Consider the following 25,318-nt stretch of genomic DNA (forward strand, 5'->3'; position numbering starts at 1 on the left):
CGTGGTGGATTGGAAGATTGGAAAATTTCAAAATAGGATGATAGAAGTTCTTAAAGTATTAAATGCTGCTAAAAACAAATTCCTTGACTTTGAAATCTGAAATTCTCTGCTTCTTTTCTTGTTCTCAACTTAGTTGATTTGTTGCCATGCTCCCAAAGAAGTACTTATCCTCATCTCATAATACTTTTAATAAGGTTTTTCCTCAAAATAGCGGATGAAGTAATCAGACCGCTCATAAGCGCGCCTCCGATCCCACAGGAAACAATATCTTGCCCGGTCAGGTATAGGTTTTTAAAAGGAGTATGTGAAGTAAGGTATTCATTTCGGAATCTTTCAGGACTGTGTTCGAGCCCATATATTTCACCTGATTGGTAGCCTGTAAAATTTTTAGTGGATAGAGGCGTGGAAAGCTCGTAATAATCTATCTGTCCCCTTAAATGGGGAAGTTGCCTGTAGAGGTTTTCCAATAACCGCAAGGACCATTTCTCTTTCATGGCATTGTAATCTTCCCCTCTTTTTCCCCAACGGGTATCTTCCCAGTTTTTAAACCACTCATACGGAGCCAGCGAGATTATCTCTATGGTGGAAGTCCCGGGGTAACGGTTTACCCAATCCGGATCTTTGGCCGAAGGAAAGGAAATATAGACTACGGGAAACGGCTTGTCATCCGGATTGGCGAGGTATTCCCGCACCGTTTTATCGTGGTCGTAGCCAGGGTAAATCCAGAAATTGGAAGTGGGCAATTGTAATTCTATGCTGTTTTTTTTCAATCCGATATACAGACATATATGTGCCACGGAAGCACGCAAGCCATCAAATTGACGTTCCAGTTTGGGATAAAGCGGATGCTGCTTGTCGATGAGCTTTTGAAAGGTATTAAATACTCCTGCATTGCTGATGATGCGGTCAGCTTTCAGCACATGGTCATCTGCCATGCGCACGCCTACTGCCTTATTTCCTTCGAAAATAATCTCCTTCACCTCAGCATTGGAATACACATCCCCACCTCCTGCTGTGATTTGGGGATAGATGTTTTCGGCAATTTTGGCCGATCCACCCACAGGGAAGTACCCTCCATTGAAATAGTGATTGACCAGGATGGCATGCATGGCAAAACTGCTTTGCGCAGGAGGAAGACCATAATCTCCGTATTGGCCACAAAGTACCCCGATTAGTTTTTCATTGTCCGTGAAAGTACGGAGCATTTCCAGGGTGCTGATATCCGAGAATTTATGGAATTTTTTTGAAGTCCATTTGCGAAGCCATTTCCCGACCAATCCGGGAACCACTTTCATGCTATAGAAATCTTTGCTGCTTACAATTACATTTTTCACTGCCTCCATGTAGCGGTCAATGGCAGCATGGTCTTCAGGAGTATCAAAATCTGATTTTAGTTTGGCAACAAGATTTTTTCGGCCTTTCACCAAATCATAGGTTTTATCCTCAAAAACGATCTTATCATACACTTCCCCCATGTCTTTCCACTGTAATTTCCCTTGAGTGATGTGCTGGAAAAGGCGCGGCATAAGTTTTTGGTTATTGTGCATATCGCCGACATAGTGAATGCCCACATCCCATTCATAATCTTTTCTTTTGAAAACATGGGTAAAACCTCCGATGGTGTAGTGTTTTTCAAGTACCAGCACTTTTTGGCCGTGTTGGGAAAGTAGGGCAGCCGCGGTAAGCCCGCCCAGTCCCGAACCAATGACAATGGCGTCATACTGACCGGAAGGTTTACTTTGTTTGTAGGAAGGGAAATTGCGCATGATCAGGCTTTTTACTTAAATATAGTGCAATAGAAAGATATAGCAGTAGAAATTTCTTTAAACTGTGTGAGAGGGAATGAGCAACGAAGAGAACTTATTCCACGAGCTACTCTTTTTACCTGCTACACATCATTCGGTTCAAATATCCTGTTATTCTACTTTTTATGAATGGTATTTCCTTCTTTGAGGCTTTCCAATACTAGGATGTCCATGATGGCGACTGGCTCGACTTTTTGGGAAATCTTCACCAATCGACCCGCTGTGGGCCATAGCCGGGACATTTGTTTTCTTTTTTGTACATCAGTTAAGTGATTGTACTTCCTGAGCCATTTGTACAAAAAAAAGCCTCCAATATCAAAACTTGACTTTGGAGGCTGGTTTTTAGGTTTGCAACTTTTCAGCTTATTTTTTCAGGAACTTAAATGTATGAGGGTATCCGTTGGTATTTAACATGAGGATAAACATTCCCGGTTTCAATCCTAAATTAGAAATATCCAAGACCAGTTTACCATTTTCTGATTCAAACTCCTGGTTAAACAACCGGACACCTTTCAGATCGAAAATGCTGACTTCTACTTGCTCTTCTACTTGTCCCGAAAGCTCAAGATTGATAATGTCTGAGACAGGATTTGGATACATTCTTGTAACCCTTGGGAGATCCCTCGCCTGAGGATCTTTCTCCATCACATCAGCATTCTCTTGAGGATTCTCAGATTCGTCCGATTCCGAATGCGTTCCATTCGTTCTGAAAGCCTCCGAGGTAATGGAGAATTTAATGGTCAAAGTAGAGCCTTTGGTCCCTCTTCTTTTGGATTGAGAATAGGGAGTAGCCGTCAGGATATAGTTGCCAACAGGCAGAATCCTTCCGTTATAATTTCCATTTCTATCTCCGAACAGCGCGTATGGTTCCACATTTTCAGTTATTGTACGGTTTACAGGGCCGGAGATCCTAAGGAAAACACTACCCACTACTGATGGATTGGTGTTCGCCCTGATGTTCAGACTCAGTCCCTGAACCTGGTTTTGGCTGATCTGAATACCGTCTGTCAGCTCCATGATAGCCCCATTGGTACCTGCATTGATCAGTGTAAAGCCTGAGATGGTCAACGGCGGGGCACTTTGGGTTACATTCACTTGGGAAGTTGCAGAGAAATTCCCATCCTGTGTCGTGGCAGTTATTGTTGCCTCTCCCGGGCTTATTGCAGTTACCAGACCGGATGAATTTACCGTTGCCACCAATTGGTCGGAAGTAGACCATACCACCGCTTTATTGGTCGCATTGGAAGGCGTTACTGTTGCATTCACCTGAATGGTGGTTCCAACTTGGAGTGAAGAGGTCGAAGGTGTAACCGTTATTCCTGTCACTGGGGCAGGTGTAGGGACAATGGAGAACCTGATGGTAGTGGTCGAACCTGCAGTTCCTCTTCTTTTGGATTGAGAATAGGGAGTAGCCGTCAGGATATAGTTGCCAACAGGCAAAATCCTTCCGTTATAATTTCCATTTCTATCTCCGAACAGCGCGTATGGTTCCACATTTTCAGTTATTGTTCGGTTCACAGGACCGGAGATGGTGATGAAAACACTTCCCACCACTGTTGGATTGGTATTCGCTCTGACATTCAGACTCAGTCCCTGAACCTGGTTTTGGCTGATCTGAAGACCGTCTGTCAGCTCCATGATAACCGAATTCGTTCCTGCATTGATGAGGGAGAAACTGATCAAGTCATTATCGGGATCCACACAATCTGCTACACCATTGTTGTTGCTATCGGGGAAGCCTTCGTCTGTCTGACCGTTGCAATTGTTATCGACTCCATCACATACTTCGGTTGCATCAGGGTTGATAGCAGAATTGTCATCATTGCAGTCTCCGGTTGTAGCGGTTAGTTCATATGAGAGTTTGTAGCCTTGAGGGCGGGTACACTGCGTCAAGGTGTTTCCGTTGCTGTAGCCGTCATTGTCTGCATCTTGAAACCAGGTGCGGGTCACCGTTATGGTCGCATCGGTATCATCACAATCGGAACCAAGTGTGGTGTCTTTATACCCATCAGGTATTTCTTCGCCATAACATATTTCAGCTCGGCCGTTATCATAACCATCATTGTCTATATCAATGAAGAAAGTTCCGTTACGATACTTTGTGGCCTCGTTTGGTGCGCAGTCTTCCCCGTCAGGTACCCCATCTTCATCTGTATCTGGCAGTATACATACATCGCTTGTAGCTAGGTTGCAGTCGTCATCATTTCCGTTGCCGCAGACTTCGGTTGCGCCGGGGTTGATAGCGGCATCATTATCATTGCAATCTCCACTAGTGGCAGTTAACTCCCCTACAAGTTTGTAGCCCTGCGGCTGTGTACACTGTGTAAGGATTGTACCATCGCTGTAGCCATCGTCATCGTCATCCTTGTACCATATTGTGGAAGGATTGATTTCGCTGTTTCCATCATTACAATCAGTAGCTAGATTGGTTAATTCGGATTGCAGCTTATAATTTTCCGGCCTTGAACACTGCCTTATGGTTTGACCATTGGTATAATCATCGCCATCTTGGTCTTTAAACCACAAGGTATTCGGATTTAGAGCTGCATTGTTATCATTACAATCCCCAACAATGGCTATTAATTCATTCTGTAGTTTATGGTTTTCAGGTCGTTCGCATTGTACAATATAATTACCTGTACTATAGTCATCATTATCAAAGTCCGGATACCATCTGGTATTTGGGTTAATTGTTTCATCACTATCATCACAATCCCCGCCCGTCGCTACTGTTCCTACGCGTTTATATCCCGAAGGCTGGAAGCAACTTTGCTGACTTGTGCCATCACTGAATCCATCATTGTCGGCATCCTTATACCAAACTGTACCCGGGCTAACCGATGCATTGTTGTCATCACAATCCAGCGTCAATCCTGCCAACTCTGAAGCGAGCTTTCCTGGGGTAAAGGTTGTGGAGAAGATACCGCCATAAGAAAACAGTGGTAGGTTACAACCGGTTGATGTTCGGTTACTAGGGTATCCATCACCATCCCTGTCTTCGTACCACACAGTGTTTGGATTAATATCTGATCTGCTGTCATCACAATCGGTATTGTTGGCTACATGTCCTTCAGGCATTGAGCAGGCTTGTATTGTTACAAAAGGGTCGCCAAAACCATCTCCATCCGCATCGCGGTAAAAGGTGGTTGATCCCCCTTCATCAATTTGTGCGTTACAGTTATTATCAATTCCATCACATAGTTCTGTTGCCCCTGGATTGATGGCAGGATTGTTATCATCGCAATCTCCAGGTTGCTGATTGGTTTTTCGAACATACCCTGGTTGAAAAATAAAGAAACATCCAATAAATGGTTCACCTATATAATATCCATCACCGTCAGCATCTTGTACCCAAACAGTTTCAGGATTGTTTGTTGGATCATTGTCGTTGCAGTCAGTACCCTTTGGGTTGAAAATATAGTTCCTGCCATCCTGTGGAGGCAAGCAAGACCCTTCAGGTGATGGTATGAATATGGAAGATGAATAACCATCACCATCGGTGTCGAGAAACCATAATGTCTTCGGGTTGATTTCTGGGTTGTTGTCATCACAATCCAGCGTCAATCCTGCCAACTCTGAAGCGAGCTTTCCTGGGGTAAAGGTTGTGGAGAAGATACCGCCATAAGAAAACAGTGGTAGGTTACAACCGGTTGATGTTCGGTTACTAGGGTATCCATCACCATCCCTGTCTTCGTACCACACAGTGTTGGGATTAATATCTGATCTGTTGTCATCACAATCGGTATTGTTGGTCACATAATTCTCAGGTGCTAAACAGGCTTGTATGCTAACAGAAGGGTTACCAAAACCATCTCCGTCTGCATCGAGATAAAAAGTATTTATTGGACAAGTACCGGGATTGGTTACACCCACCTGAGAAGACCCACTGCGGCATCCGGTTGATGAAAGTACGCTTGCCAATATGGTTTGAGCTGTTTGATTGTAGGTAGGCAGGGTACTGTTCCAAGTTGTGCCATTGTCTGTAGAAAATTGCAGCGTGCCGCCCGAGCCGCTTACACTGCCAAGTGAAATACTTCCGACGGTTAATGCACAATTGGCTCCACAGGTGCTGTTGGTAATCGCAAGGGTTCCGGTTGGAGCATCAGGTGTTATGCAGGTTCCGGGATTGGTTACACCCACCTGAGAAGACCCACTGCGGCATCCGGTTGATGAAAGTACGCTTGCCAATATGGTTTGAGCTGTTTGATTGTAGGTAGGCAGGGTACTGTTCCAAGTTGTGCCATTGTCTGTAGAAAATTGCAGCGTGCCGCCTGAGCCGCTTACATTGCCAAGTGAAATACTTCCGATGGTTAATGCACAATTGGCTCCACAGGTGCTGTTGGTAATCGCAAGGGTGCCGGTTGGGAGAGAAGGTGCAGTACAAGGTACAGTACCACCTCCACCGCCTCCAAATCCAGGATCAACTATAACAAAATAATTAATTCCACCTTCCTCTGGTATTTCCTCCAACGTAACAGCGTTTTGGCCTTCGGTCGGATTAGAGCTATTTGATATATTTTGATTTTCCCATTGGCCACTACAAGCCTCAAATATCACCTTGGCTTTTCTAGGGGAAGCCAATTGGGCGAAAGAAGTTGAGGGGATATTAAAATTAAACCGTTCCCAACGAACAGTGGCACCTGTCGCTACCTTCATAATGGGCGAAAAATTAGCCCTCAAGGTGGTGCCGTTTCCTTGGATGGTCACACTCTCATTGATGGCAAGGAAAAAAAAAAGAGTCACCTCATCAACGCCGGAAAACTCAATTACATCTCCCTGCTGTGCCTGTTCCAAGGCATTTCTAAAACTTCCCGGGCCTGCATCATTCCCATTGGTAACTGTAATAGTCTTGGCCGAAAGTGATTGGCCAATAAGACATAAGAAAAAGAGTAAAATTGTTTTCATACTTTCTGGTTTTTATGTTCGGCTGTAAACCGAAATGTTTATCATTAAAATTATTTATCTAAATGCTTGTCAATTTTTTTAAAAAAGGCACTTAATATGACCTGTCCTTTTTATTTAACCCTTCATCCTAAAAAAGCACTAAGCCTCTAAAACAACCCGGCTTTTTCGGCCGACAAAGCGATGACAATTTGGATATCGGCATCTATCACTTGATATGATCCGGTATCGCTTCAATTCGCTTTTCGAAAATGAAATACACAAAAAGGATAAGGACCAGGACTGCGATAATCCATACTAAGAGTATCCAATCTTTCTTTTCCATACTTCCATCCAATAAATTGTCATGCAACAAGAAGAAAGTAATTTCAGGACGAACAAAGTTTTTAAGGCGACAAAATACTGACATGTGTATGTGAAAAGCTTAAAAGTACCGGACAAGTACCGGACAGAAAAAAGTATAAAAAATTTATAATCAATGACTTATAAGTGAATACACCAGTCGTAAGATCGGCTTATTTGCCTTATAAAGCTTGGAAGGCATCAGATCCCCGAAATGTATTCCTCGAGATTCGTGTCAGAACTGAATTGAAGGCGCTGCCGTAAGCGTTGCCGGGTTTTATGTACACTGTCAACTGAGATTCCCAGCATGGCAGCCATTTGTTTGCTGGTCAATTGCATGCGTGTAAGTGCAGCCATCCGCTGTTCCGCTACGGTGATATCGGGTGCGGTTTTTTTGAGCTTCTGAAAAAAGGAAGGATATATTTTATCGAAAAGTGATTTGAATTTCAACCAGTCCCCCTCTGTGAGTATGGTTTGCCGGCTTAATTCGGCAACCAGCATTTGCTGTTTGGAGGTCACGTTATTACCACTCAACTGTTCTTCCAGCTTTTCAATTAGGCTGGTTTTCTCAACGATATGAGAGGTAAAGTTATTTATTTGTTCCCTTGCTGTTTGAATTTCCTGTTCCATCAGCATTTTTGCTTTTTCTGCTTTTTCTAATTCCAACTTATCATTTAACCGTCCTCTGCTAACGATCAATAAAACGATCATGGACACAGCAAAGATGGCCGCGATCAAACTATTTCTGATAAATAGCTGCTTCTCCTTTTCTTTATTTATTTTTTGAATTTTGAAACGACTTTCTTCACTGTTTAATCTTGCTTTTGAGATAGCAAGGCTGCTTGTAGCCACTTGTTTTTCCAGTGAATCATTCAGTAATATGTAGCGGTCTGTGAAATAAAATGCACTATCATAGTTTCCCATTGCCCTATGTATTTGATTGAGGGTATAGTATGTATCCCGTCGATATTGGGCGCTGGGCCAAAGGCTTAATAGGCGAAGGGCTTCCATTGCATCAGCTTGGGCAGCCTCCATATTTCCTCTCGCCAGATTTGCCTTGGCCATCCATTGCGATGCGTTGGCTGCTTGGTTATAAGCACTATCGAGTATACTGAAATGGTAATCGGTTTTGAATAGGGCCCATGCTGAGTCATATTGACTTTGTGCATAGATTATCTTGCCGATATTGCCAGATACCTTTCCTGCCAAAACCGTATCCTTATTATCTGTTGCTAATTGCAATGCATATTGCAAGTAAAAAGTAGCAGAGTCATACTCATTTTTATTATAATAACTGCTTCCAATTGTTGTTAAGGCATTTACCTTGTATTTGTAAGGATCCTCATAACTCTCTTCAAAATCACGGGTTTTCCATGCTGCAATTCCTTTTTTTGCATAAATAATAGCTTCATCATATTCCTTTACCTGGTGCAGCAATGCTGCCAGGTCTGTGTAAACCGGAGGCTCAACAGCATAATTTATCTTTTCAAAAAGATCCACCCCGTTTTTTGTGTACATCACCGCCCAACCTGTTTCTCCAAAAGAAAGAATTCGGCGAGCGGAATAAAAATTCACCCACCCAATCAGTAAATCATCCTCAGTATAAAATGCTGCATCAAGAGCATCGGCATAGAGTTCCATCAACTGTTCCTTGATGGGGATCAATGCTACTGAACTGCGGTCCTTATACTTGTCGTATCCGGCAAATTTTTCGTAGAGAACATCTGACTTCACCATACAAAAATAGGTTTTGAAATAATTTCCCTTTGCCTTCGGCGACCTCTCAAGAGAATCTAAAAACTGAATTGTCTGAAGACTATCCCCTTCAATCAATTGCTCCATCAAATTTCCCAAGCTGTTCACTTCATTCAATTTATTTTTACTTAGTTCGATAGCCCACTTCTCGGGATCAAGGCCAAGCTTTTCGGGTTCCTGTGCCAATACGGGAGAAAAAAATCCTGGAAATAATAAAAAACAGATTTTGGAAAAGTGATCTCTCAGTTTTTTCATAAACAGTGCAAACATTTTAAAGAATTTAATACCAAGCCTATATTTCACCTGTTCTATCAGGTGATGGGCTATCAGACAACAGCAAATTAATCGTTCGGTCACGTTTAATGTGGGGGTTTGCTTCTAAGCAGGTGGCATACAAAAAGAAACAGGCATCCATAAAAAAACAGATTTAATCCAGTTTGGCAATGAAATTTTTGATAATTAAAAGCTAAAATAAGTAAATTATCGGAACCATTGACTTTTCAATTTTAAATGCTTCAAAAGAAATTACTTGTTCAGAATCAGAATATCCAGAGCCAAGATATCAATGAGAAAAGTTTCAATTGAGATAAGCTAGAGATTACATACCACACTTTTTAAAATAATCAGCCTAGAAAAAAATTTTAAAGATATCACCTTTCAAACCCTAGGATTTCGTAGAAATCACCATGCTGTTAAGTTTCGGCTTTAAGAAAATATCAAAGTTCTTCCTCTCCTGTCTTGATTTTATTTTTTAAAACAAAAACAATTTTTAATATCACTTAGGAATGGTTATTGTATAATTTATTGAAAAAATCAAATAGTATGGATAACAGAGAGAAATTAGTAAAAATGGATAGGGCTTTGATGTTGTTGGAAGATCTCAAAAACAGTCAGATCGCCATGGTGGAAAAAGCCTCCCAGTTACAGGTGGATGCCATGCAGTTTAATTTTGGAGAAATGGAAAAAAATATCGGCGAATTATTTACCCGATATAATGAATCGTTGGACATGGTCAATGCCGAGGCGGAGAGATTTGAATTGAAGAGAAATGCTTTTGAGAAAAAACATGGCTTGAATATCGTAGAAGAATAAGTTGTCTGGAATTCTTTTTTGAACTCAGCACCAATTTTTATCAAAACAAAAAACCGTTCTGAAATCAATCAGAACGGTTTTTTTAATCTCCAAATATCCAATATCAATAAATATCAGATTACAAATTTTTTATATTGATTATGCTGTAACTCCCAATACCTTCGCCATCACAGCACCGATCTCAGCAGGAGATTCAGCTACATGGATTCCGTTTTCGGCCATGATGCGCATTTTGGCTATTGCCGTATCGTCAGCACCACCGATGATGGCACCTGCGTGACCCATTCTACGTCCCGGAGGTGCAGTCTGTCCGGCAATAAATCCTACTACCGGTTTTTTGTTGCCGTTTGCCCTGATCCACCTTGCAGCGTCAGCTTCGTAATTTCCCCCGATCTCACCGATCATGACGATGGCATCCGTCTCAGGGTCTTCCATCAACAGCTGAACAGCGTCTTTGGTGGACGTCCCGATGATAGGATCTCCACCGATACCGATGGCAGTGGATACACCGAGACCTGCTTTGGCGATTTGATCTGCTGCTTCATAGGTCAATGTCCCTGACTTGGAAACAATTCCGATTCTGCCTTTTTTGAAGACAAAGCCCGGCATGATGCCCACTTTGGCTTCTCCCGGAGTGATTACACCCGGACAGTTAGGTCCGATAAGCGTAGCGCCTCTTTCCTTGATATATGGTTTTGCCCTCATCATATCTGCCACAGGTATGCCTTCAGTGATGGTAATGATGACTTTGATCCCTGCGTCTGCAGCTTCCATGATGGCATCAGCAGCGAATGCCGGCGGAACAAAAATAATCGAGGTATTTGCACCTGTCTTTTGGACAGCTTCTTCTACCGAGTTAAAAACCGGCTTCTCCAGGTGGGATGTGCCACCTTTACCCGGAGTCACACCGCCAACGACGTTGGTTCCATATTCGATCATTTGCTGTGCGTGAAAAGAACCTTCCGAACCGGTAAAGCCCTGCACAATTATTTTGGAATCTTTATTGACTAAAACACTCATGCTGCGATTTTTATAGTTTGCACAAAAATAAAGGATAAACCCCGTCCACAAAAAGAAAAGGGAAACAATATCCAATTAATTTACACTATCAGTATCTTTTTCTAATTTAGACGGCGTACGGTACCCTCATGAAAAAAGCATTTCTATTTATTTTCTTTATTTTGATCGGGCAAAAGGGCTTTTCTCAAACCTTTCAGTTTAACGATCAGATCAAAGGTGTAGAACTGCCTTCGGATATCATTTATCAGGTGATTCAGGACAAAGAGGGTCTAATCTGGTTCAATACTTCACTGGGGATCTTTTATTCTGATGGATTTTTCACTTATCCCATTCCAAGTGAAGTTCAAAATCAACTCAGTAACGAAGTCAGGATTTTTAGGGATGAAGAAGATAAAATCTGGGTAAGCAATTTGACCAAAGAACCAAAAGCTTTTTTTTTCAATGATGGGAAATGGGAAGAGTTTGACCTGAGAGAAAACCTTCCCCTAGACAATTTCCAAAATCATTTGCTTTTTCTACCAAAAAAGACAAACAAAGGGTGGAAATACCTTTTGTTCACAGAGAAAAAATTATTTTTCAGAAAAGAAAATGACAAGGAATGGACTTCTCAGGATTTTGATTTTATCGATTCGGGAGTATACAAATCTGACCTATTTACCGAAGAAGGTATTTTGATCCTTTTCCGATACCAATCATTTATATTTAGTGATGGTGAACTCAGGCCCTTTATTTTTCAAGGGATTGACTTGCCTGCCAAAGTTCAACATATTGCCTTCGATGAGGTCACTGACGGATACTATTTTTTGGGGCTAGATTTTTTAGCTTATGGTAAATTTTACCACTCTCCGGAGAAAATTTTGAGACAAAATTTTGAAAGGGAGATTTTCAGCGTTCTCGACTTCAGTCATCTGCAGGTTTTTGAAGGAAGGGTTTATTATAACTACAATTCACAGCTTTATAAATTTGATCCTAAACTGGACAAAAGCCTCGAAATAGATTCCTATGATGTTTTGAAAGCATATTTTATATTCAGCTTTCTGGTAGACAGGGAAGGTATCAAGTGGGTAGCGACCAACCGTGGATTGGCCAACATCAACTCTCTCCGATTCATCAATTACAGTTCAAAATCCCTTTTGGATGATGAAGTCACAGCTGTCATCAGATTGGATTCGTCTAGGTATTTAATTGGATTTAATAATGGGTTGCAGGTCTGGTCAAATGATGGGAAGATTCAGACCATTTATGGATACAATAGTCTTGTAGGTCATCCAAAGTTCAGGATAACCAATTTTGACAGAGATAGAAATGGAATTGTTTGGATTTCTTCCAATCTCAAGGGATTGGGGAGATTTGACCCAAAGACCTCTAATGTCGAATTTGTTGTCAGTCCGGGCCAAAAATTTGTAACCTCAGTAAGGGTTGTAGGTGACAGTCTGTACATAGGAGCCCGGGATGATTTATATCTTTCCTCTATCAGTAACAGTATGTCCTCACATTTCAAAAATAATATTACAGAAGATGTTGTGAAAAAGCTGGGTCAAAAGGAGATTTTTGTTCGGAAGACAGGCAAATTGAAGGATGGAAGGATTCTTTTAATGCAGGGGGGAAATGCTTCTTTTGATGAGGGATTGGTTGAAGCTGGTGACTTTGTTGCCGCGGTGGGATTTGATTTTGTGGAAGAAGAAAACGGATGCTTGATTCTTGCCACAGAAAATGGGCTAAAACAATATTGTGAAGGCAAGCTTAATTTCTTAACAACAGATGATGGGATCATAGACAGGCCTGTATATTCACTTTTGAAAGATTCAACAGGTTTTTTGTGGGTAGGCACTGATAAGGGCGTTTTTAGGATTAAAGATGGGAAATCTGATCACTATACTGAAATCAGTGGGCTGTCTGGTTTAGAAGCAAATAGGGGTGCGCTCATAGAAGGTGAAAATAACCGAATATGGATTGGGACGAGCAAGGGACTTTCAGTTTTTATCCCTGAAGAAAACATTGAAAGAATAAATTATCCATTTGTTAAAGTTGTTTCTGTCAAGGTCCTTGGAACCGACAAAGGGGAAGTGGACTTGAAAAAAATTCCCTTTGGAATCAATAACATCGAAATTGCTTTCAGGGCTGTCACATTTCTTCAGCCCGATAAACTTGTAATCAGGTACAAGCTTGAGGGTTTTCAGGATGATTGGGTAGAAATTGTAAATCCCAGGACCAATGTGCTTACATTTAACAACCTGCCTGCAGGAAGTTACAAATTACTTCTTCAGGCTGGTATTGACGGGGATTTTATTTCGACGGAGGCTGTTTCTGAGGAATTCAGGATTTTAAAGCCTGTTTACCTTCAGGCTTGGTTTGTGATCTTAGTACTTTTTGTTTTTCTCCTTATTGGATTTTTATTCAATACCTTGCTCAATTCATTAAGAAAGCAAGGATTGTTAAAAAAGACTATTGATGAAAAAATCAAGGAGGTATTTAATACCGAGGATCAGTTTAGGAATGTATGGAACAGTTCCAAGGATGGATTGATGCTTTCGACCGATGAAGGAAAAATCATAGCTATCAATCAAAGTCTTGCCCGTTTGGTTTCAGTTTCAGCAAAAGAACTTGAAAACGGTTTTGTGTCTGATCTTTTTTCTGACCCGGGGTTTTACAAAAGCAAAAAAACTATTATCCAAGAAGCAATCAATAAGGATAAAAATAAGGGTATGACTTTTGAATTTCCAATGCCCTTAAAAGGAGGAACAAAAGAAATAGAACTTTATGTTGCGAGGTTAAAATCTGACTATGCCGGGGATCCTTTGATTTTGACTGTTTTCAGAGACATTACTGAAAAAAAGGCTTTTGAAATGGGGCTTCAAATTGCAAAGGAGAAAGCTGAAGAGGCCAACAAGCTTAAATCCAACTTTCTATCCAACATAAGCCATGAAATCCGTACCCCGCTCAACGGGATTTTGGGAAGTACCGAGAACATCATTTTGCAGAGAAAAGATGATCCCAATCTGATTTCCCAATTGGAGATCATTCAGGAATCAGGGGAACGGCTATTGAGTACAATCAACAGCATCCTTGACCTTTCCCGCATCGAGGCAAAAAAACTGGAGGTGGTCTACAAGGAATCCAATATCAATGACCTTTTGGCCACAATCCTTTTGCCTCTTAAAGGACTTGCTGTCAGAAAAGGTCTTTTACTCTCTGTAAAATATGAAACGCAGCCTTTGAAGGGTTTGATAGACCAAAGATACTTTGAGATGATAATTAATAATCTTGTAGGCAATGCCATCAAATATTCTGATAAAGGAATGATTTCAGTCAGGTTAAAAGGAAATGAGGAAAATATTGAACTTACTGTTTCTGATCAGGGAATAGGTATGAGCGAAGATTTTCAGAAGATTTTGTTCAAACCCTTTGAGCAGGAAAGTAAGGGAAACAGCAGAATTTATGAAGGCACAGGCTTGGGTCTTACCATTACCAAAAATCTCGTAGATATTCTTGGTGGAAGTATTGACATAAAAAGTGCCAAGCAAAAGGGGACTAAGGTAGTTATAATACTTCCCTTAGGTAAAAAATGATTTTTGGAAATGATTTAAACTTGTAATTTGCACCCACATTAAAAAGCAAACATGTTTCCACTTCGGATATTAATTACAGAGGATGACCACGTTTCAGCGCTTTTGTTAAAAAAGGCACTTGAAAAAAATAACCACGAAATCATAGGCATTTCGGACTCGGGTGAAAAGGCCCTTGAAATCCTCGAGCACAATCAGGCTGACATCGTCATGATGGACATCAATCTGGCAGGAGAGTTGGACGGGATAAAGACCACTGAAATCATCAATGAAAAATATGATATTCCTGTTGTCTATCTCAGTGCAAGTTCGGATGCCGAGACGCTCACCAAGGTAGTCGGGACAAATCCGAGTGCTTATGTGATCAAACCTTTCAATATCCGTGAGCTGAACATGGTGATCGAATTGGCGATTTTTAAGGACAGGAAAGAAAAAGAACTCCAAAAACTCAATAATGAACTGGAGGAAAAAGTCAGACAACGTACCAAGGACCTTGCCGAAGCCAACAAAGAACTTACAAGAGCCTTGGAAAAGGAAAGGGAAATCGGTGAATTGAAATCAAGGATAGTGCTGAATGTGTCCCATGGTTTCAAAACTCCATTGACCTCTATTCTTAGTTCTGCTCAGCTACTGCAGCAGTACGCTGAAAAAGAACATCCATTCAAAGCGAAGATCGTCAAGCACGCCAATAAAATTGAGAATTCCGTAAGGAGTTTAAATAGCTTGTTGACTTCTGTTCTTTTCTTCGGAAAGGCAGATGCAAACAAGATTGACTTCAGACCTAAGAAGATGTTTGTAGCTGCGCTTTTTAATGAAATATTGGATGTCGTCAAAGCAGGGTCAGAGCATGATGTCAAAATAAATGTGAAGCTAGAAAACCTTCCAAAAACAATCTTCTCAGATTCTGACTTATTATATCAGATCTTTGAAAACCTACTCTCCAACGCCGTGAAATACTCCAAAGATGGACAGGAAGTTGATTTTACAGTTTGGTTAGAAAAAGGGAACCTCAAAGCAATTGTCAAAGACAAAGGTATCGGTATACCTGAAAAGGAGCATGACCAACTTTATGACCGGTTTTTCAGAGCTAAAAATGTCGGGATCATCGAGGGTTCAGGCTTGGGATTATCCATCGTCAAAAAAAGTATAGAAGTACTAAATGGTGACATCACCTTTGAAAGCGCACAGGGCAAAGGAACCACATTCCAAATCAGCATACCCATACAGGAATAATGATTCTAAGAGCGAATAATATCGAGTTTTATTACGATTCTAAACAAAAGTTTAAGATACCTGATATCAACCTTGATACAGGAGAACAAATGTTGATTCTGGGAAAATCCGGTAGCGGAAAGACGACCATTCTCAATATAATAGCGGGATTACTCAAACCGAGGTCGGGAAAAGTAGAAATCGGCCAAACAGATATTTACGCGTTAAAGGGTTCCCAGTTTGACAAATTCAGGGGGAAAAATATTGGAATAATTTTTCAAAAACCCCATATTCTTGTACCCTTGACGGTGGAGGAAAATCTTCAGCTTGCTAATTTTTTTGTTGAGGAAAACACCCATTTGATAGAACCCCTGCTTAAAGAACTTGGGATCTGGGATAAAAGAAAAGCCAAAATCAACACATTGAGTGAAGGAGAAGCCCAACGTGTATCCATTGCACGGGCATTGGTCAACAAACCGAAACTTATTCTAGCTGACGAACCAACAGCAAGTCTGGATGATGAAAATGCGGCCTCAGTTGTCAGATTACTGCAAGAGCAGGCAAGGAAATACGGAGCAGCATTGATCATCGTCACCCATGACCAGCGTGTCAAGGATCATATTTCCAACCAAATAATCATAGGAGGCCAATTATGAATATGATCAAGTTGAGTTGGAAATACCTGATCGCCAAGCCGCTCAGTACAGGTTTGAATATCCTGCTATTGGCTTTGGGATTGGCTATAATCACAGTTTTGATTTTGATTCAAGATCAATTTGAAAACAAAATGACCAAAGATGCTGAGGGGATCGATCTTGTCGTCGGAGCCAAAGGAAGTCCGCTGCAGTTGATTCTTTCGAGTGTGTACCATATCGATTTTCCTACTGGAAATATTGATTTGAAAGATGCCATGGCACTTTCCAAAAACAGACTGGTAAAGAATATCATACCGCTTGGCCTGGGAGACAATTACCAGGGATATAGAATTGTGGGTACCAACCATGATTATCTAGCTTTGTATTCGGCTACATTTTCTCAGGGGATTGCTTGGGAAAAGCCTTTTGAAGTAGTTTTGGGCCATGAAGTAGCTGAAAAAATCGGATTAAAAACAGGAGATACATTCATAGGTTCACACGGAATCGGGAGCAGCAGCCACGAGCATGATGCGCATCCTTATGTGATTACAGGAATTTTGGCCCCGATGGGAAATGTCCTTGACAAATTGATCCTCACTAGTATCGAGTCTGTATGGTATACCCATGACGAGGAACATGACCACGCCACGCATGAAGCCCCCGTTGCCAAAAAAGGTTTTCCGGTCACTGACCAAGACAGGGAAGTTACTGCTCTCCTGATCCAATACCGAAATCCCATAGCAGCGGTACAGTTACCGAGATTTATCAATAGCAAAAGCGCCCTTCAGGCAGCCTCACCATCCTTTGAAATATCAAGATTGTTCGAATTATTGGGAATTGGGGTCAAGCTGATTCAGGGATTGGCCATCGTCATCATCATCATTGCAGGTTTGGGGATTTTCATTGCTTTATTTAATTCATTGAAAGAAAGAAAATATGATCTTGCGGTGATGCGTACTTTGGGGGCTTCGAGTTGGCAGCTTTTTCTCCATATTGTTTTGGAAGGGGTGATTTTGACCATCTTGGGAGCAGTTGTCGGCATCGCTATTGGGCACCTTTTCTTGGTCATTCTCGTTATGCAAAATGATCAGGGTGCCATCAGTACTTTGAGTGCCGCAGTTTTTCTGAAAGAAGAACTTTGGATCCTCGGGTATGCAGTTATTGTGGGGATTCTTGCCTCTCTTATCCCTGCGTGGAACGCTTATCAAACAGATATTGCCAAACAACTGACCAAAGCATAGATTTGCTTGTCAGATTATCATCAATAATTAATCAAAATGGGAATTACCATGATAGTGAAGAGAACCGTAGTCTTAATGATATTAGCCATTGTTACAAACTTTGCTTATGGACAAAGCACAACTGTTTGGAAGGATTTGGCCCAAGTGACCTACAAGATAGGTCAGGATGAGTTTGGGGAACTTTATATTCCAGTGTTTGGCCCAAGTATCAAAGGCATGGAAGGAAAAGTGGTGGAAGCTGACGGATACATCATTCCTTTTGAAGGCATGTTTAAGCCCGAACATATCATCTTGTCTTCATTGCCGTTGGCCGAGTGCTTCTTTTGTGGTTCGGGAGGACCTGAGACAGTCATGGAAGTAATGCTAAAAACACCGATCAAATACACTTCTAAAAGAGTGAGGGTAAGGGGAAAACTTACCCTGAATGACAAAGACCCTGAAAAACTCATGTACATCCTCAAAGAGGCAGAGCTTCTTGCAAACTGAGAGTGTTAGATAGCAAGTAAAAAAAATGTCAGTGGTTTCCACTGACATTTTTTTTGAGGTTTTTGCTAGGGATTTAGACCAAAACACTCTTTTTTTCCATAGTAGCAAATGCAGCCATGAGTTCAACTGTCTTTGTACCCGGCTTGCCATCTTTGATTTTTACATCATCAATCATGGTGACAGGCAGGATTTTTTTGGTAGTAGCCGTCATAAATACCTCGTCAGCATCTAGTATTTCGCTGAAACTTATAGGCCTGATTTCGATATTTTGGTCAAGTTCCAATACCCTTTTTCTGGTGATGCCATGAAGGATATTTTGATCAGGCGTAGCGATTTTGCCATTTTTTATCACAAAAATATTAGAACGCGAGCTCTCGGAAATATATCCATTGTGGTGGTAGATCAAATCTTCTGCACCTGCTTTTTTCCAATCTGCGCTGTGCCAAACGGGGAATGCATAATTGGTGGTCTTTACATCTGCAATCGCACGTACATGGTCCGCAGATAAAAGTTTGACACCAATATCATATTTTGAGGCTGCAGGAAAATCCAGGTCCTCACAAAAAATGAAAAAAGAACCGGTTGTTGGGGAAAAATGATTGTGTGAAACTCCCCCTGTGAGAAGCATCCTTATTCCTCCTTGTTCCAAGTCATTTTTTTGTATCAAGTCATGGATGACCTGTGCTAGTTCCTCTTTGGAAAAAGAAAGCTGGAGATGGGTTTTTTCTGCTGATCTGATAAATCTGTCAAGGTAATCTGACAAAAAAAGAGGCGTGTACGCAGAAGTTCTAAAAAAATCAAAAATTCCATAACCCCTAATCAATCCAATATCCATAGGATGAATTAATGCGTTTTTAGAATCAATGATCCGGTCGTTGGAGAAGCAAAACTGTTTCATATAATCAGGAATGTAGACAAAGTATTTCCGTTGGTTGCGGGTATTAGGGGTTTTGGTCAAAAATACAAATTCCTGCCGGATATAAACATGATAGATATTTCACTTTTTTCATATTCGTACAGCTTATTTAGGTTAATTGGTTTAAGTTGAAGACAGGGTTTAATAATATGGCATAAAGTTTAATAATCATATTATAAATATGAAAAATTATAAAAAAATGAAATAAATTAAGATTAATTTCTTTTTTTAGTTAAATTGTTTTTTCTTTGGTCAAAACCCAGATTCATGAGCCCAAACTATGTAAGATTTTTATTTGCGATCTTTTTCTTTTTATCTGCCTGTGCACCTGATAAAAATGAATCAAATGATAACCTAAAGGAGGAAGTCATCGCCATTCATGATGAGGTAATGCCCAAAATGGATGAATTGAAAAAACTCCAAAAAGAAATTATACAAAAATCCCAAGACCTAGCAATAGACAGTATTGCAAACTCCCAACAGATAGAAACCCTTAATGCAATTGCTACAGATCTTAATGCTGCTTTTGAAGGGATGTTTGTCTGGATGCGCCAATTTAAATCAACCTATGAAGAAATGACTCCTGAGGAAGTTGAAATATATCTTCTTGACCAAAAAATCAAAGTGCAGGTAGTCAATGATCAGATCAAGTCCTCAATTATTGCTGCCAATAAGGAATTGGGGAAAAACTGATCAGTTTTTTAAGTAATCTTCCACCATTGTGGCATCTATCACCCCCATTTCATTTCCCCATATATTGTATAGGTAAGTCATGATGTGTGCGATTTCAATATTGGTCAGTTTGGAATTGGCGGGCATTTCTTGGTTGTAAGCCACGCCATTTACGATGATTTCGCCTTTTTGGCCATGCTTGATGATTTTAGCAGTTCTTGGGACATCTTCTAAAAAATAGTCAGATTGGAAAATAGGCGGGATAAGTTTGCCCAATCCGGTTCCGTTTTTTTGATGACAGTTGGCGCAGTTTGCTTCGTATAGTGCTTTACCCTCTATGGCATATTGGAGTACTTTGGTATCCGAAATGCTCGCAAGTGTATTTTCAGGATTGGAGGATTTTGGTTTGCAGGAGTTTAATCCAATGATAACAATGGCAAAAGCAAAGATTAATTTATTCATGGTTTACTTCTGAAGCAATTTTGGAATATCATTCATCAGGCGATCGACCTGATCTTCCTTGGTGCCGTCATAGACTCCTCTGATGTGTCCATCCTGATCCACAAGTAAAAACGCGCCGGAATGGAGATATCCTCCGGGTTCGGACTGGTCTGACATTGCGGTGGTCATATAGCTGGTTTGGCCGATTTCAAAGATTTTTTCCTGATCTCCTGTTAGAAAGTGCCATGTTTGATCGTTCTCCACCCCGATTTTGTGAGCAAAATCTTTTAATAATTCAGGTGTATCATGAGTTGGATCCAAAGTGTGGCTTAGGATAAGAAAATCAGGTTGGTCCTTGAATCTTTCATAAACCCGGAGCATTTGGGTTTTCATGACGGGACAAATAGTAGGGCAACTCGTAAAGAAAAAGTCAGCAACATACACTTTTCCTTTCACTGATAGATTGTTGACTTCCTTTCCTTCCTGGTTGGTAAAGGAGAAATCCGCAATTTTGTGGTACACGGTATCCTGTACCTTTTTCCCATCTCTTTCAATTTCCTCGACATGCCTATTGCCTAGGATTGGAAGTGAAAGGTAAGAATTCTCCTGACTATTTTTTTGGGAACAATTCCAAACCAATAACGCTAGAGCGGTAATCAATAATTTATTTAGAAATGATGTCTTCATAATTTTGGTTTTTGAATTTACTCTATTTTTTCACCAACCATTTAAAACTTTGATTGAAAATCCATGGCTGTGGCTATGGACTGTCGACGGTGGACTATGGACCAGTTTTTTAATTTTCGGATTGATTCTTTTCCCTGACTTTTTTATACCATCTGATTCCAAGCATCATCGTGATGCTCAATATCAAAAGACCGCCGATCCCCCAAACCACGCTGATAAGGCTTTTGAGCACAATAAGGAAAACTATCGCAAATAGTAAAATTGTCGCGACCTCATTCCACATTCTTAATTGCGTGGAGGTCCATTTTGTTTTGCCATCCTGTAAATCTTTGTAAATTCTGTGGCAGATGTAGTGGTAAATGTAAAGGACCAAAACAAATCCTAGTTTGGCCTGCATAAATCCCGAATAGATATAACCCCAACGGTAATAAAAGACCCAAGTACCAAAAATCAGAGTTAGGATTGCAGAAGGCCAAGTTATGATATACCAAAGCCTGTTTGCCATCAGGTTCAATTGGGGAGCGAGGATTTTCTTTTCTTCTTCAGGTTTTTCTAAAGCTTCTGTCTGGTAGATAAAAAGTCTGACAATATAAAATAGCCCTGCAAACCACGTAGTTACAAAAATGATATGCAATGCCTTGATGTATTCGAATGCCATCTTGAAATTTTTCTTCTAAATTAAAGCTTAAAATCTAAAAACCTCTAAATATGGGCTCGCGAAAGTTTTTTTATGGATTAATCATTGTGGTAGGAGCTTTGGTAATTTGGATTGTCGTAGATAGTCTTTCACAACCCGGCTTGGGAGAGTTGAAAGGGGAATATACAGAAGTGGCATTTTTCAGAAATGAAAACAATACCGGGCCAATAATCAGGATTTATGCAATACATTCTCCGGATTCTTTGTGGGAAGAAATGGAAAAATATGGCAACTACATGCCACATTCCAAATATGGAAGTACCAAGGTCTATTTCTTCAGTCTGAGGGAAAAAACGCCAAAGGAAGTATTTCCTGAATCCCCGTATTTTGATCCTGTCTATTCTGAATATTGCCTAGCCATGTATGAAAAGGCCGCAATGGGGCAGGTCAGGTTTGTCAAATATCCTTTCAAATAATTCCTTTAACTTTAAGTGATTTATTTCTAAACAACACATCAGTTTTGGCCAAAAACAGACTTTCAGTATCCGAATACATCCAAGGAGTTCTCCATTCTGACAGGGTGATTCTCAGCCGGGCGATAACCTTGGTGGAAAGTACCCTTTATTCGGACCAATTGATTGCCGAAAAGGTCATGGAAGGAATCTTGCCATATTCGGGAAATTCGATCAGAATAGGAATTACCGGAGTGCCTGGTGTAGGCAAGAGTACTTTTATAGAAAGTTTCGGTAAGGCTCTGGTAGATAAGGCTCATAAAGTGGCGGTCTTGGCTGTAGATCCCAGCAGTCAGCAATCTCATGGTAGCATCTTGGGAGACAAGACAAGGATGGAAAATCTAGCCTCTGATAAAAGGGCTTACATCCGCCCTTCTCCCGCAGGAAGTAATCTAGGGGGGGTGAGTGCACGGACTAGGGAAGGAATGTTACTTTGTGAAGCAGCCGGCTTTGACGTGATATTGATAGAAACAGTGGGAGTGGGACAATCAGAAATCGCAGTCAAAGGAATGGTTGATTTTTTCCTGTTGCTGATGTTGGCAGGTGCAGGTGACGAACTACAGGGAATCAAAAAAGGCATCATTGAAATATGCGATGCAATGGTTATCAATAAGGCTGATGGAGTCAATCAGGATGCTGCGAAAAATGCCCAAAGGGAATATGCCAATGCCCTTCATCTTTTTCCTGAAAAGCAGAATGGTTGGATCCCTCAGGTCAAAACCTGTTCGGCGGTAGAAAAAACCGGATTGGATGAAATCCTTGAGATGATCATGGGCTATAGGGAAAGAATGCTTGCAAACGGTTATTGGGACCATAACCGGTCCGAACAGAGAATCAATTGGTTACATGAACATGTTAGGTATCTTTTGGAAAAGCGTCTTTACCAAAATGAAAAAATCAAAAACCATTTGGATCAAATACTGCCTGATATTAGGTCAGGTAGGCTTTCGGCAATCGCCAAAGCAAGGGAATTGGTAGATTTGTTTACAGAAAAAAGTAAGGGGGATAAATAAAAACTATCGCACAAATGAAAAATTTAAGACCAGCCATTTTAATTTTTACAGCTATACTGTTGCATTCTTGCCAATCCGAGACAACGGAATCGGGTGTTTTAGATTTTCAGCAAAAAACATTTGAAAAAGTGGACTGTGCAGGGCAAGATTGCGCCAAAGTCAGTTTATCCTATCCGTTCTTTACTGGATCATCCGAATCAGCCAATTTCCTTAATGCCCATGTGGAGCAACAGTCGGTGATGTTTTTGAATATTGGAGAAAACCAATCAATAATTACTTTAGATTCGGCGATTTCTACATTTCTAAGATCTTATGTGAATTTCAAAAACGAATTTGATTCTCAGCAGGAATGGGAGATTTCAATTGATTCCAAGGTTACATTTCAGGTAGAATCCTTGATTAGTATTGTTTTCGACACTTTCTCCTTTACAGGAGGTGCTCACCCAAATTCTTACCGACTGTACCTGAATTTTGATCTGATCAAAAATTCACCTCTCAAGAATGAAGATCTTGTTTTGGATAAAAATGCCTTACTCGAATTGGCAGAGTCCAAATTCAGGGATCTGCATTCCGTTGCTGACAATGTCACCTTGGCCGAGGATAATAGGTTTTTTCTTGAAAATGGGGAAGATTTTTTCCTCCCTACAGCCATGGGTTTTGAGGGAGAGGAATTTGTCATGTATTATAATCCCTACGAAATAGGACCCTATGTGATGGGTTCGACAGAACTGAGATTTACAAAAGAAGAAATAAAAGGTTTGGTCAGAATTCCATAAAGGGGAAAAAGTTACTAGAATGATTTTCTATTTTATTTTTGAAAGCCTAAAAAAAATCAATATGACCTCATTTTAAACTTTTTCTTCAATTCATTCACAGAGTTTCTAAAAGTAGTATCAGTTTCCATCAAGTCATTTACTGTTTGCACAGCATGTATGACCGTACTGTGGTCACGACCGCCAAAGTGGTATCCGATGGACTTCAAAGAATGATTGGTAAATTCCTTGGCAAAATACATGGCCACCTGACGGGCAGTCACAATTTCTTTTTTCCTGGTCTTTGCTTTGAGGTCGTCTATCTTGATATCGAAGTAATCAGAAACAGTCTTTTGGATAAAGTCTATCCCGACTTCCGTTTCAATGTCCTTGACAATATTTTTCATGATTGCCTTGGCCAAAGCAAGGTCGATTTCCACCCTATTCAACGAGGCATGTGCCAAAAGTGAAATCATGACACCTTCAAGTTCCCTGACATTGGTGTCAACGGTGTAAGCCAAATATTCGATCACATCATCGGGAATATAGATTCCCTCTGACTGCATTTTGCGCTTGATGATAGCCACTCTCGTCTCAAAATCCGGCATCTGCAGATCAGCTGTCAATCCCCATTTGAACCTGGAAAGTAACCTTTCTTCCAAGCCCTTCAAATCCTTTGGGGGACAATCGGAAGTCATGATGATTTGCTTTTTGTTCTGATGAAGGTGGTTGAAGATATGAAAAAACATTTCCTGTGTCCTGTCTTTTCCTGCCAAAAATTGAATGTCATCAATGATCAATACATCTACCTGCATGTAAAAATTAGTGAAGCTCTTTACGTTTCCGTCTTTGATGGAATCCATGAACTGATTCACAAACTTTTCTGAAGAAACATACAGTACAAATTTCTCTTCAGGACCGTTTTTGATTTCGTTTCCGATTGCTTGTACCAAGTGGGTTTTTCCCAAACCAACACCGCCATAAACCATAAGGGGATTGAATGATGTTACGCCGGGTTTGGTTGCGACAGCAAAACCCGCTGATCTAGCCAATCTGTTACAGTCACCCTCAATGTAGGTGTTGAAAGTATAATTTGGATTTAGATTGGACTGCAGCAAGGTATCACTATTGAGCGACTGCATGTCAAAAGGGCTTCGGTTCTCTGTAGGTAAAGGAGTTTTTTTTGTCGGCGTATTGGAGTTTCCCTGAGGGAAATTAACCATGTAGGGTTGATTCTGCGAATTGCCCCTGTCGACTACCACCGCATATTCTAACCTTCCGGAATTACCCAAAGTTGATTTAATGGCGAGTTTCAATACATTGACATAATTATCCTCTAACCACTCGTAAAAAAACTGACTTGGAACTTGTATGGTTAAAGTTCCCCCTTCTAATCGTACAGGATTGATGGGTTTAAACCAGGTCGAAAAACTCTGTTCATTGACGTGTTGCTCTATCACACGCAGGCATTCATTCCAAACTGCATTTGCCTCTGAACTCATTTATTTTTTAATAAACTATAGATAGTGTATTGAGAAAACCCTCCTCTTTTTTGAAGGGCTTCAAAATTGCGGAAAATATATTTAAATAAAAAATCCAAAAGCCCTTGACTTTTGAATAAATAGACAAACT

The 25,318-nt window shown here is 40.7% G+C and carries 20 protein-coding genes; 10 read left to right on the forward strand and 10 right to left on the reverse strand.

The window, feature by feature from the left end:
- Positions 1-170: 170 nt before the first annotated feature.
- The 4 genes from MMU07_RS04070 to MMU07_RS04080 form a co-directional block, all read right to left on the reverse strand.
- A complete protein-coding gene (locus tag MMU07_RS04070; RefSeq protein ID WP_241124561.1) occupies positions 171-1,766 on the reverse strand; it encodes a phytoene desaturase family protein in 1,596 nt (531 codons plus the stop codon).
- A 155-nt stretch (positions 1,767-1,921) separates the two neighbouring features.
- Positions 1,922-2,047, reverse strand: a complete 126-nt coding sequence (locus tag MMU07_RS21695; RefSeq protein ID WP_255737230.1) for a hypothetical protein — start codon at positions 2,045-2,047, stop codon at positions 1,922-1,924.
- Between the two features lie 121 nt (positions 2,048-2,168).
- The gene (locus MMU07_RS04075) at positions 2,169-6,710 is read right to left on the reverse strand and encodes a MopE-related protein (protein WP_241124562.1); all 4,542 of its coding nucleotides are present in this window, start codon (positions 6,708-6,710) and stop codon (positions 2,169-2,171) included.
- 540 nt (positions 6,711-7,250) lie between these two features.
- A complete protein-coding gene (locus MMU07_RS04080; protein WP_241124563.1) occupies positions 7,251-8,921 on the reverse strand; it encodes a tetratricopeptide repeat protein in 1,671 nt (556 codons plus the stop codon).
- 705 nt (positions 8,922-9,626) lie between these two features.
- On the opposite strand from MMU07_RS04080, the gene MMU07_RS04085 reads away from it, so the two are divergent.
- Positions 9,627-9,896, forward strand: coding sequence for a hypothetical protein (locus MMU07_RS04085; protein WP_241124564.1), 270 nt, complete (start codon positions 9,627-9,629; stop codon positions 9,894-9,896).
- A gap of 138 nt (positions 9,897-10,034) precedes the next feature.
- On the opposite strand, the gene sucD is transcribed toward MMU07_RS04085, so the two are convergent.
- Positions 10,035-10,916, reverse strand: a complete 882-nt coding sequence (gene sucD / locus MMU07_RS04090; protein ID WP_241124565.1) for a succinate--CoA ligase subunit alpha — start codon at positions 10,914-10,916, stop codon at positions 10,035-10,037.
- Between the two features lie 128 nt (positions 10,917-11,044).
- Here sucD and MMU07_RS04095 point away from each other — a divergent pair, with 128 nt between their 5' ends.
- From MMU07_RS04095 to MMU07_RS04115, 5 genes are all read left to right on the forward strand, one after another.
- The gene (locus tag MMU07_RS04095; RefSeq protein ID WP_241124566.1) at positions 11,045-14,485 is read left to right on the forward strand and encodes an ATP-binding protein; all 3,441 of its coding nucleotides are present in this window, start codon (positions 11,045-11,047) and stop codon (positions 14,483-14,485) included.
- A 51-nt stretch (positions 14,486-14,536) separates the two neighbouring features.
- Positions 14,537-15,715, forward strand: coding sequence for a hybrid sensor histidine kinase/response regulator (locus tag MMU07_RS04100; protein ID WP_241124567.1), 1,179 nt, complete (start codon positions 14,537-14,539; stop codon positions 15,713-15,715).
- Positions 15,715-16,350 carry an ABC transporter ATP-binding protein gene (locus tag MMU07_RS04105; RefSeq protein ID WP_241124568.1) on the forward strand — a complete coding sequence of 212 codons (636 nt, stop codon included), beginning with the start codon at positions 15,715-15,717 and terminating at the stop codon, positions 16,348-16,350. Before MMU07_RS04100 ends, MMU07_RS04105 begins: the two co-directional genes overlap by 1 nt.
- Positions 16,347-17,570 (forward strand): ABC transporter permease, encoded by a 1,224-nt coding sequence (locus MMU07_RS04110; protein WP_241124569.1) that lies wholly within the window; start codon positions 16,347-16,349, stop codon positions 17,568-17,570. Before MMU07_RS04105 ends, MMU07_RS04110 begins: the two co-directional genes overlap by 4 nt.
- A gap of 75 nt (positions 17,571-17,645) precedes the next feature.
- Complete coding sequence (locus MMU07_RS04115; protein ID WP_241124570.1) at positions 17,646-18,056, forward strand: hypothetical protein; 411 nt, start codon at positions 17,646-17,648, stop codon at positions 18,054-18,056.
- Between the two features lie 73 nt (positions 18,057-18,129).
- Here the strand turns inward: MMU07_RS04115 and MMU07_RS04120 are convergent, their stop codons facing one another.
- The gene (locus tag MMU07_RS04120; protein ID WP_241124571.1) at positions 18,130-18,954 is read right to left on the reverse strand and encodes an aminotransferase class IV; all 825 of its coding nucleotides are present in this window, start codon (positions 18,952-18,954) and stop codon (positions 18,130-18,132) included.
- A 285-nt stretch (positions 18,955-19,239) separates the two neighbouring features.
- Between MMU07_RS04120 and MMU07_RS04125 the strand changes: the two genes are divergently transcribed.
- On the forward strand, positions 19,240-19,665 hold the full coding sequence (locus MMU07_RS04125) for a hypothetical protein (RefSeq protein WP_241124572.1): 426 nt from the start codon (positions 19,240-19,242) through the stop codon (positions 19,663-19,665).
- On the opposite strand, the gene MMU07_RS04130 is transcribed toward MMU07_RS04125, so the two are convergent.
- The 3 genes from MMU07_RS04130 to MMU07_RS04140 form a co-directional block, all read right to left on the reverse strand.
- Positions 19,666-20,106 carry a c-type cytochrome gene (locus MMU07_RS04130; protein WP_241124573.1) on the reverse strand — a complete coding sequence of 147 codons (441 nt, stop codon included), beginning with the start codon at positions 20,104-20,106 and terminating at the stop codon, positions 19,666-19,668.
- 3 nt (positions 20,107-20,109) lie between these two features.
- Positions 20,110-20,772 (reverse strand): SCO family protein, encoded by a 663-nt coding sequence (locus MMU07_RS04135; protein WP_241124574.1) that lies wholly within the window; start codon positions 20,770-20,772, stop codon positions 20,110-20,112.
- Between the two features lie 109 nt (positions 20,773-20,881).
- Entirely contained in the window at positions 20,882-21,430 is a 549-nt protein-coding gene (locus tag MMU07_RS04140; RefSeq protein WP_241124575.1) for a CopD family protein, read from the reverse strand.
- Positions 21,431-21,480: 50 nt separating this feature from the next.
- On the opposite strand from MMU07_RS04140, the gene MMU07_RS04145 reads away from it, so the two are divergent.
- From MMU07_RS04145 to MMU07_RS04155, 3 genes are read left to right on the forward strand one after another with little or no spacing between them, the layout of a single operon-like run.
- Positions 21,481-21,885 carry a hypothetical protein gene (locus tag MMU07_RS04145; RefSeq protein WP_241124576.1) on the forward strand — a complete coding sequence of 135 codons (405 nt, stop codon included), beginning with the start codon at positions 21,481-21,483 and terminating at the stop codon, positions 21,883-21,885.
- 44 nt (positions 21,886-21,929) lie between these two features.
- Positions 21,930-22,934 (forward strand): methylmalonyl Co-A mutase-associated GTPase MeaB, encoded by a 1,005-nt coding sequence (meaB, locus tag MMU07_RS04150; RefSeq protein WP_241124577.1) that lies wholly within the window; start codon positions 21,930-21,932, stop codon positions 22,932-22,934.
- A gap of 14 nt (positions 22,935-22,948) precedes the next feature.
- Entirely contained in the window at positions 22,949-23,710 is a 762-nt protein-coding gene (locus tag MMU07_RS04155; RefSeq protein ID WP_241124578.1) for a DUF3298 and DUF4163 domain-containing protein, read from the forward strand.
- Positions 23,711-23,766: 56 nt separating this feature from the next.
- On the opposite strand, the gene dnaA is transcribed toward MMU07_RS04155, so the two are convergent.
- Positions 23,767-25,188, reverse strand: coding sequence for a chromosomal replication initiator protein DnaA (dnaA, locus tag MMU07_RS04160; RefSeq protein ID WP_241124579.1), 1,422 nt, complete (start codon positions 25,186-25,188; stop codon positions 23,767-23,769).
- Positions 25,189-25,318: the final 130 nt, after the last annotated feature.

The sequence above is a fragment of the Cognataquiflexum nitidum genome (assembly GCF_022538055.1).
Taxonomy (GTDB): domain Bacteria; phylum Bacteroidota; class Bacteroidia; order Cytophagales; family Cyclobacteriaceae; genus Cognataquiflexum; species Cognataquiflexum nitidum.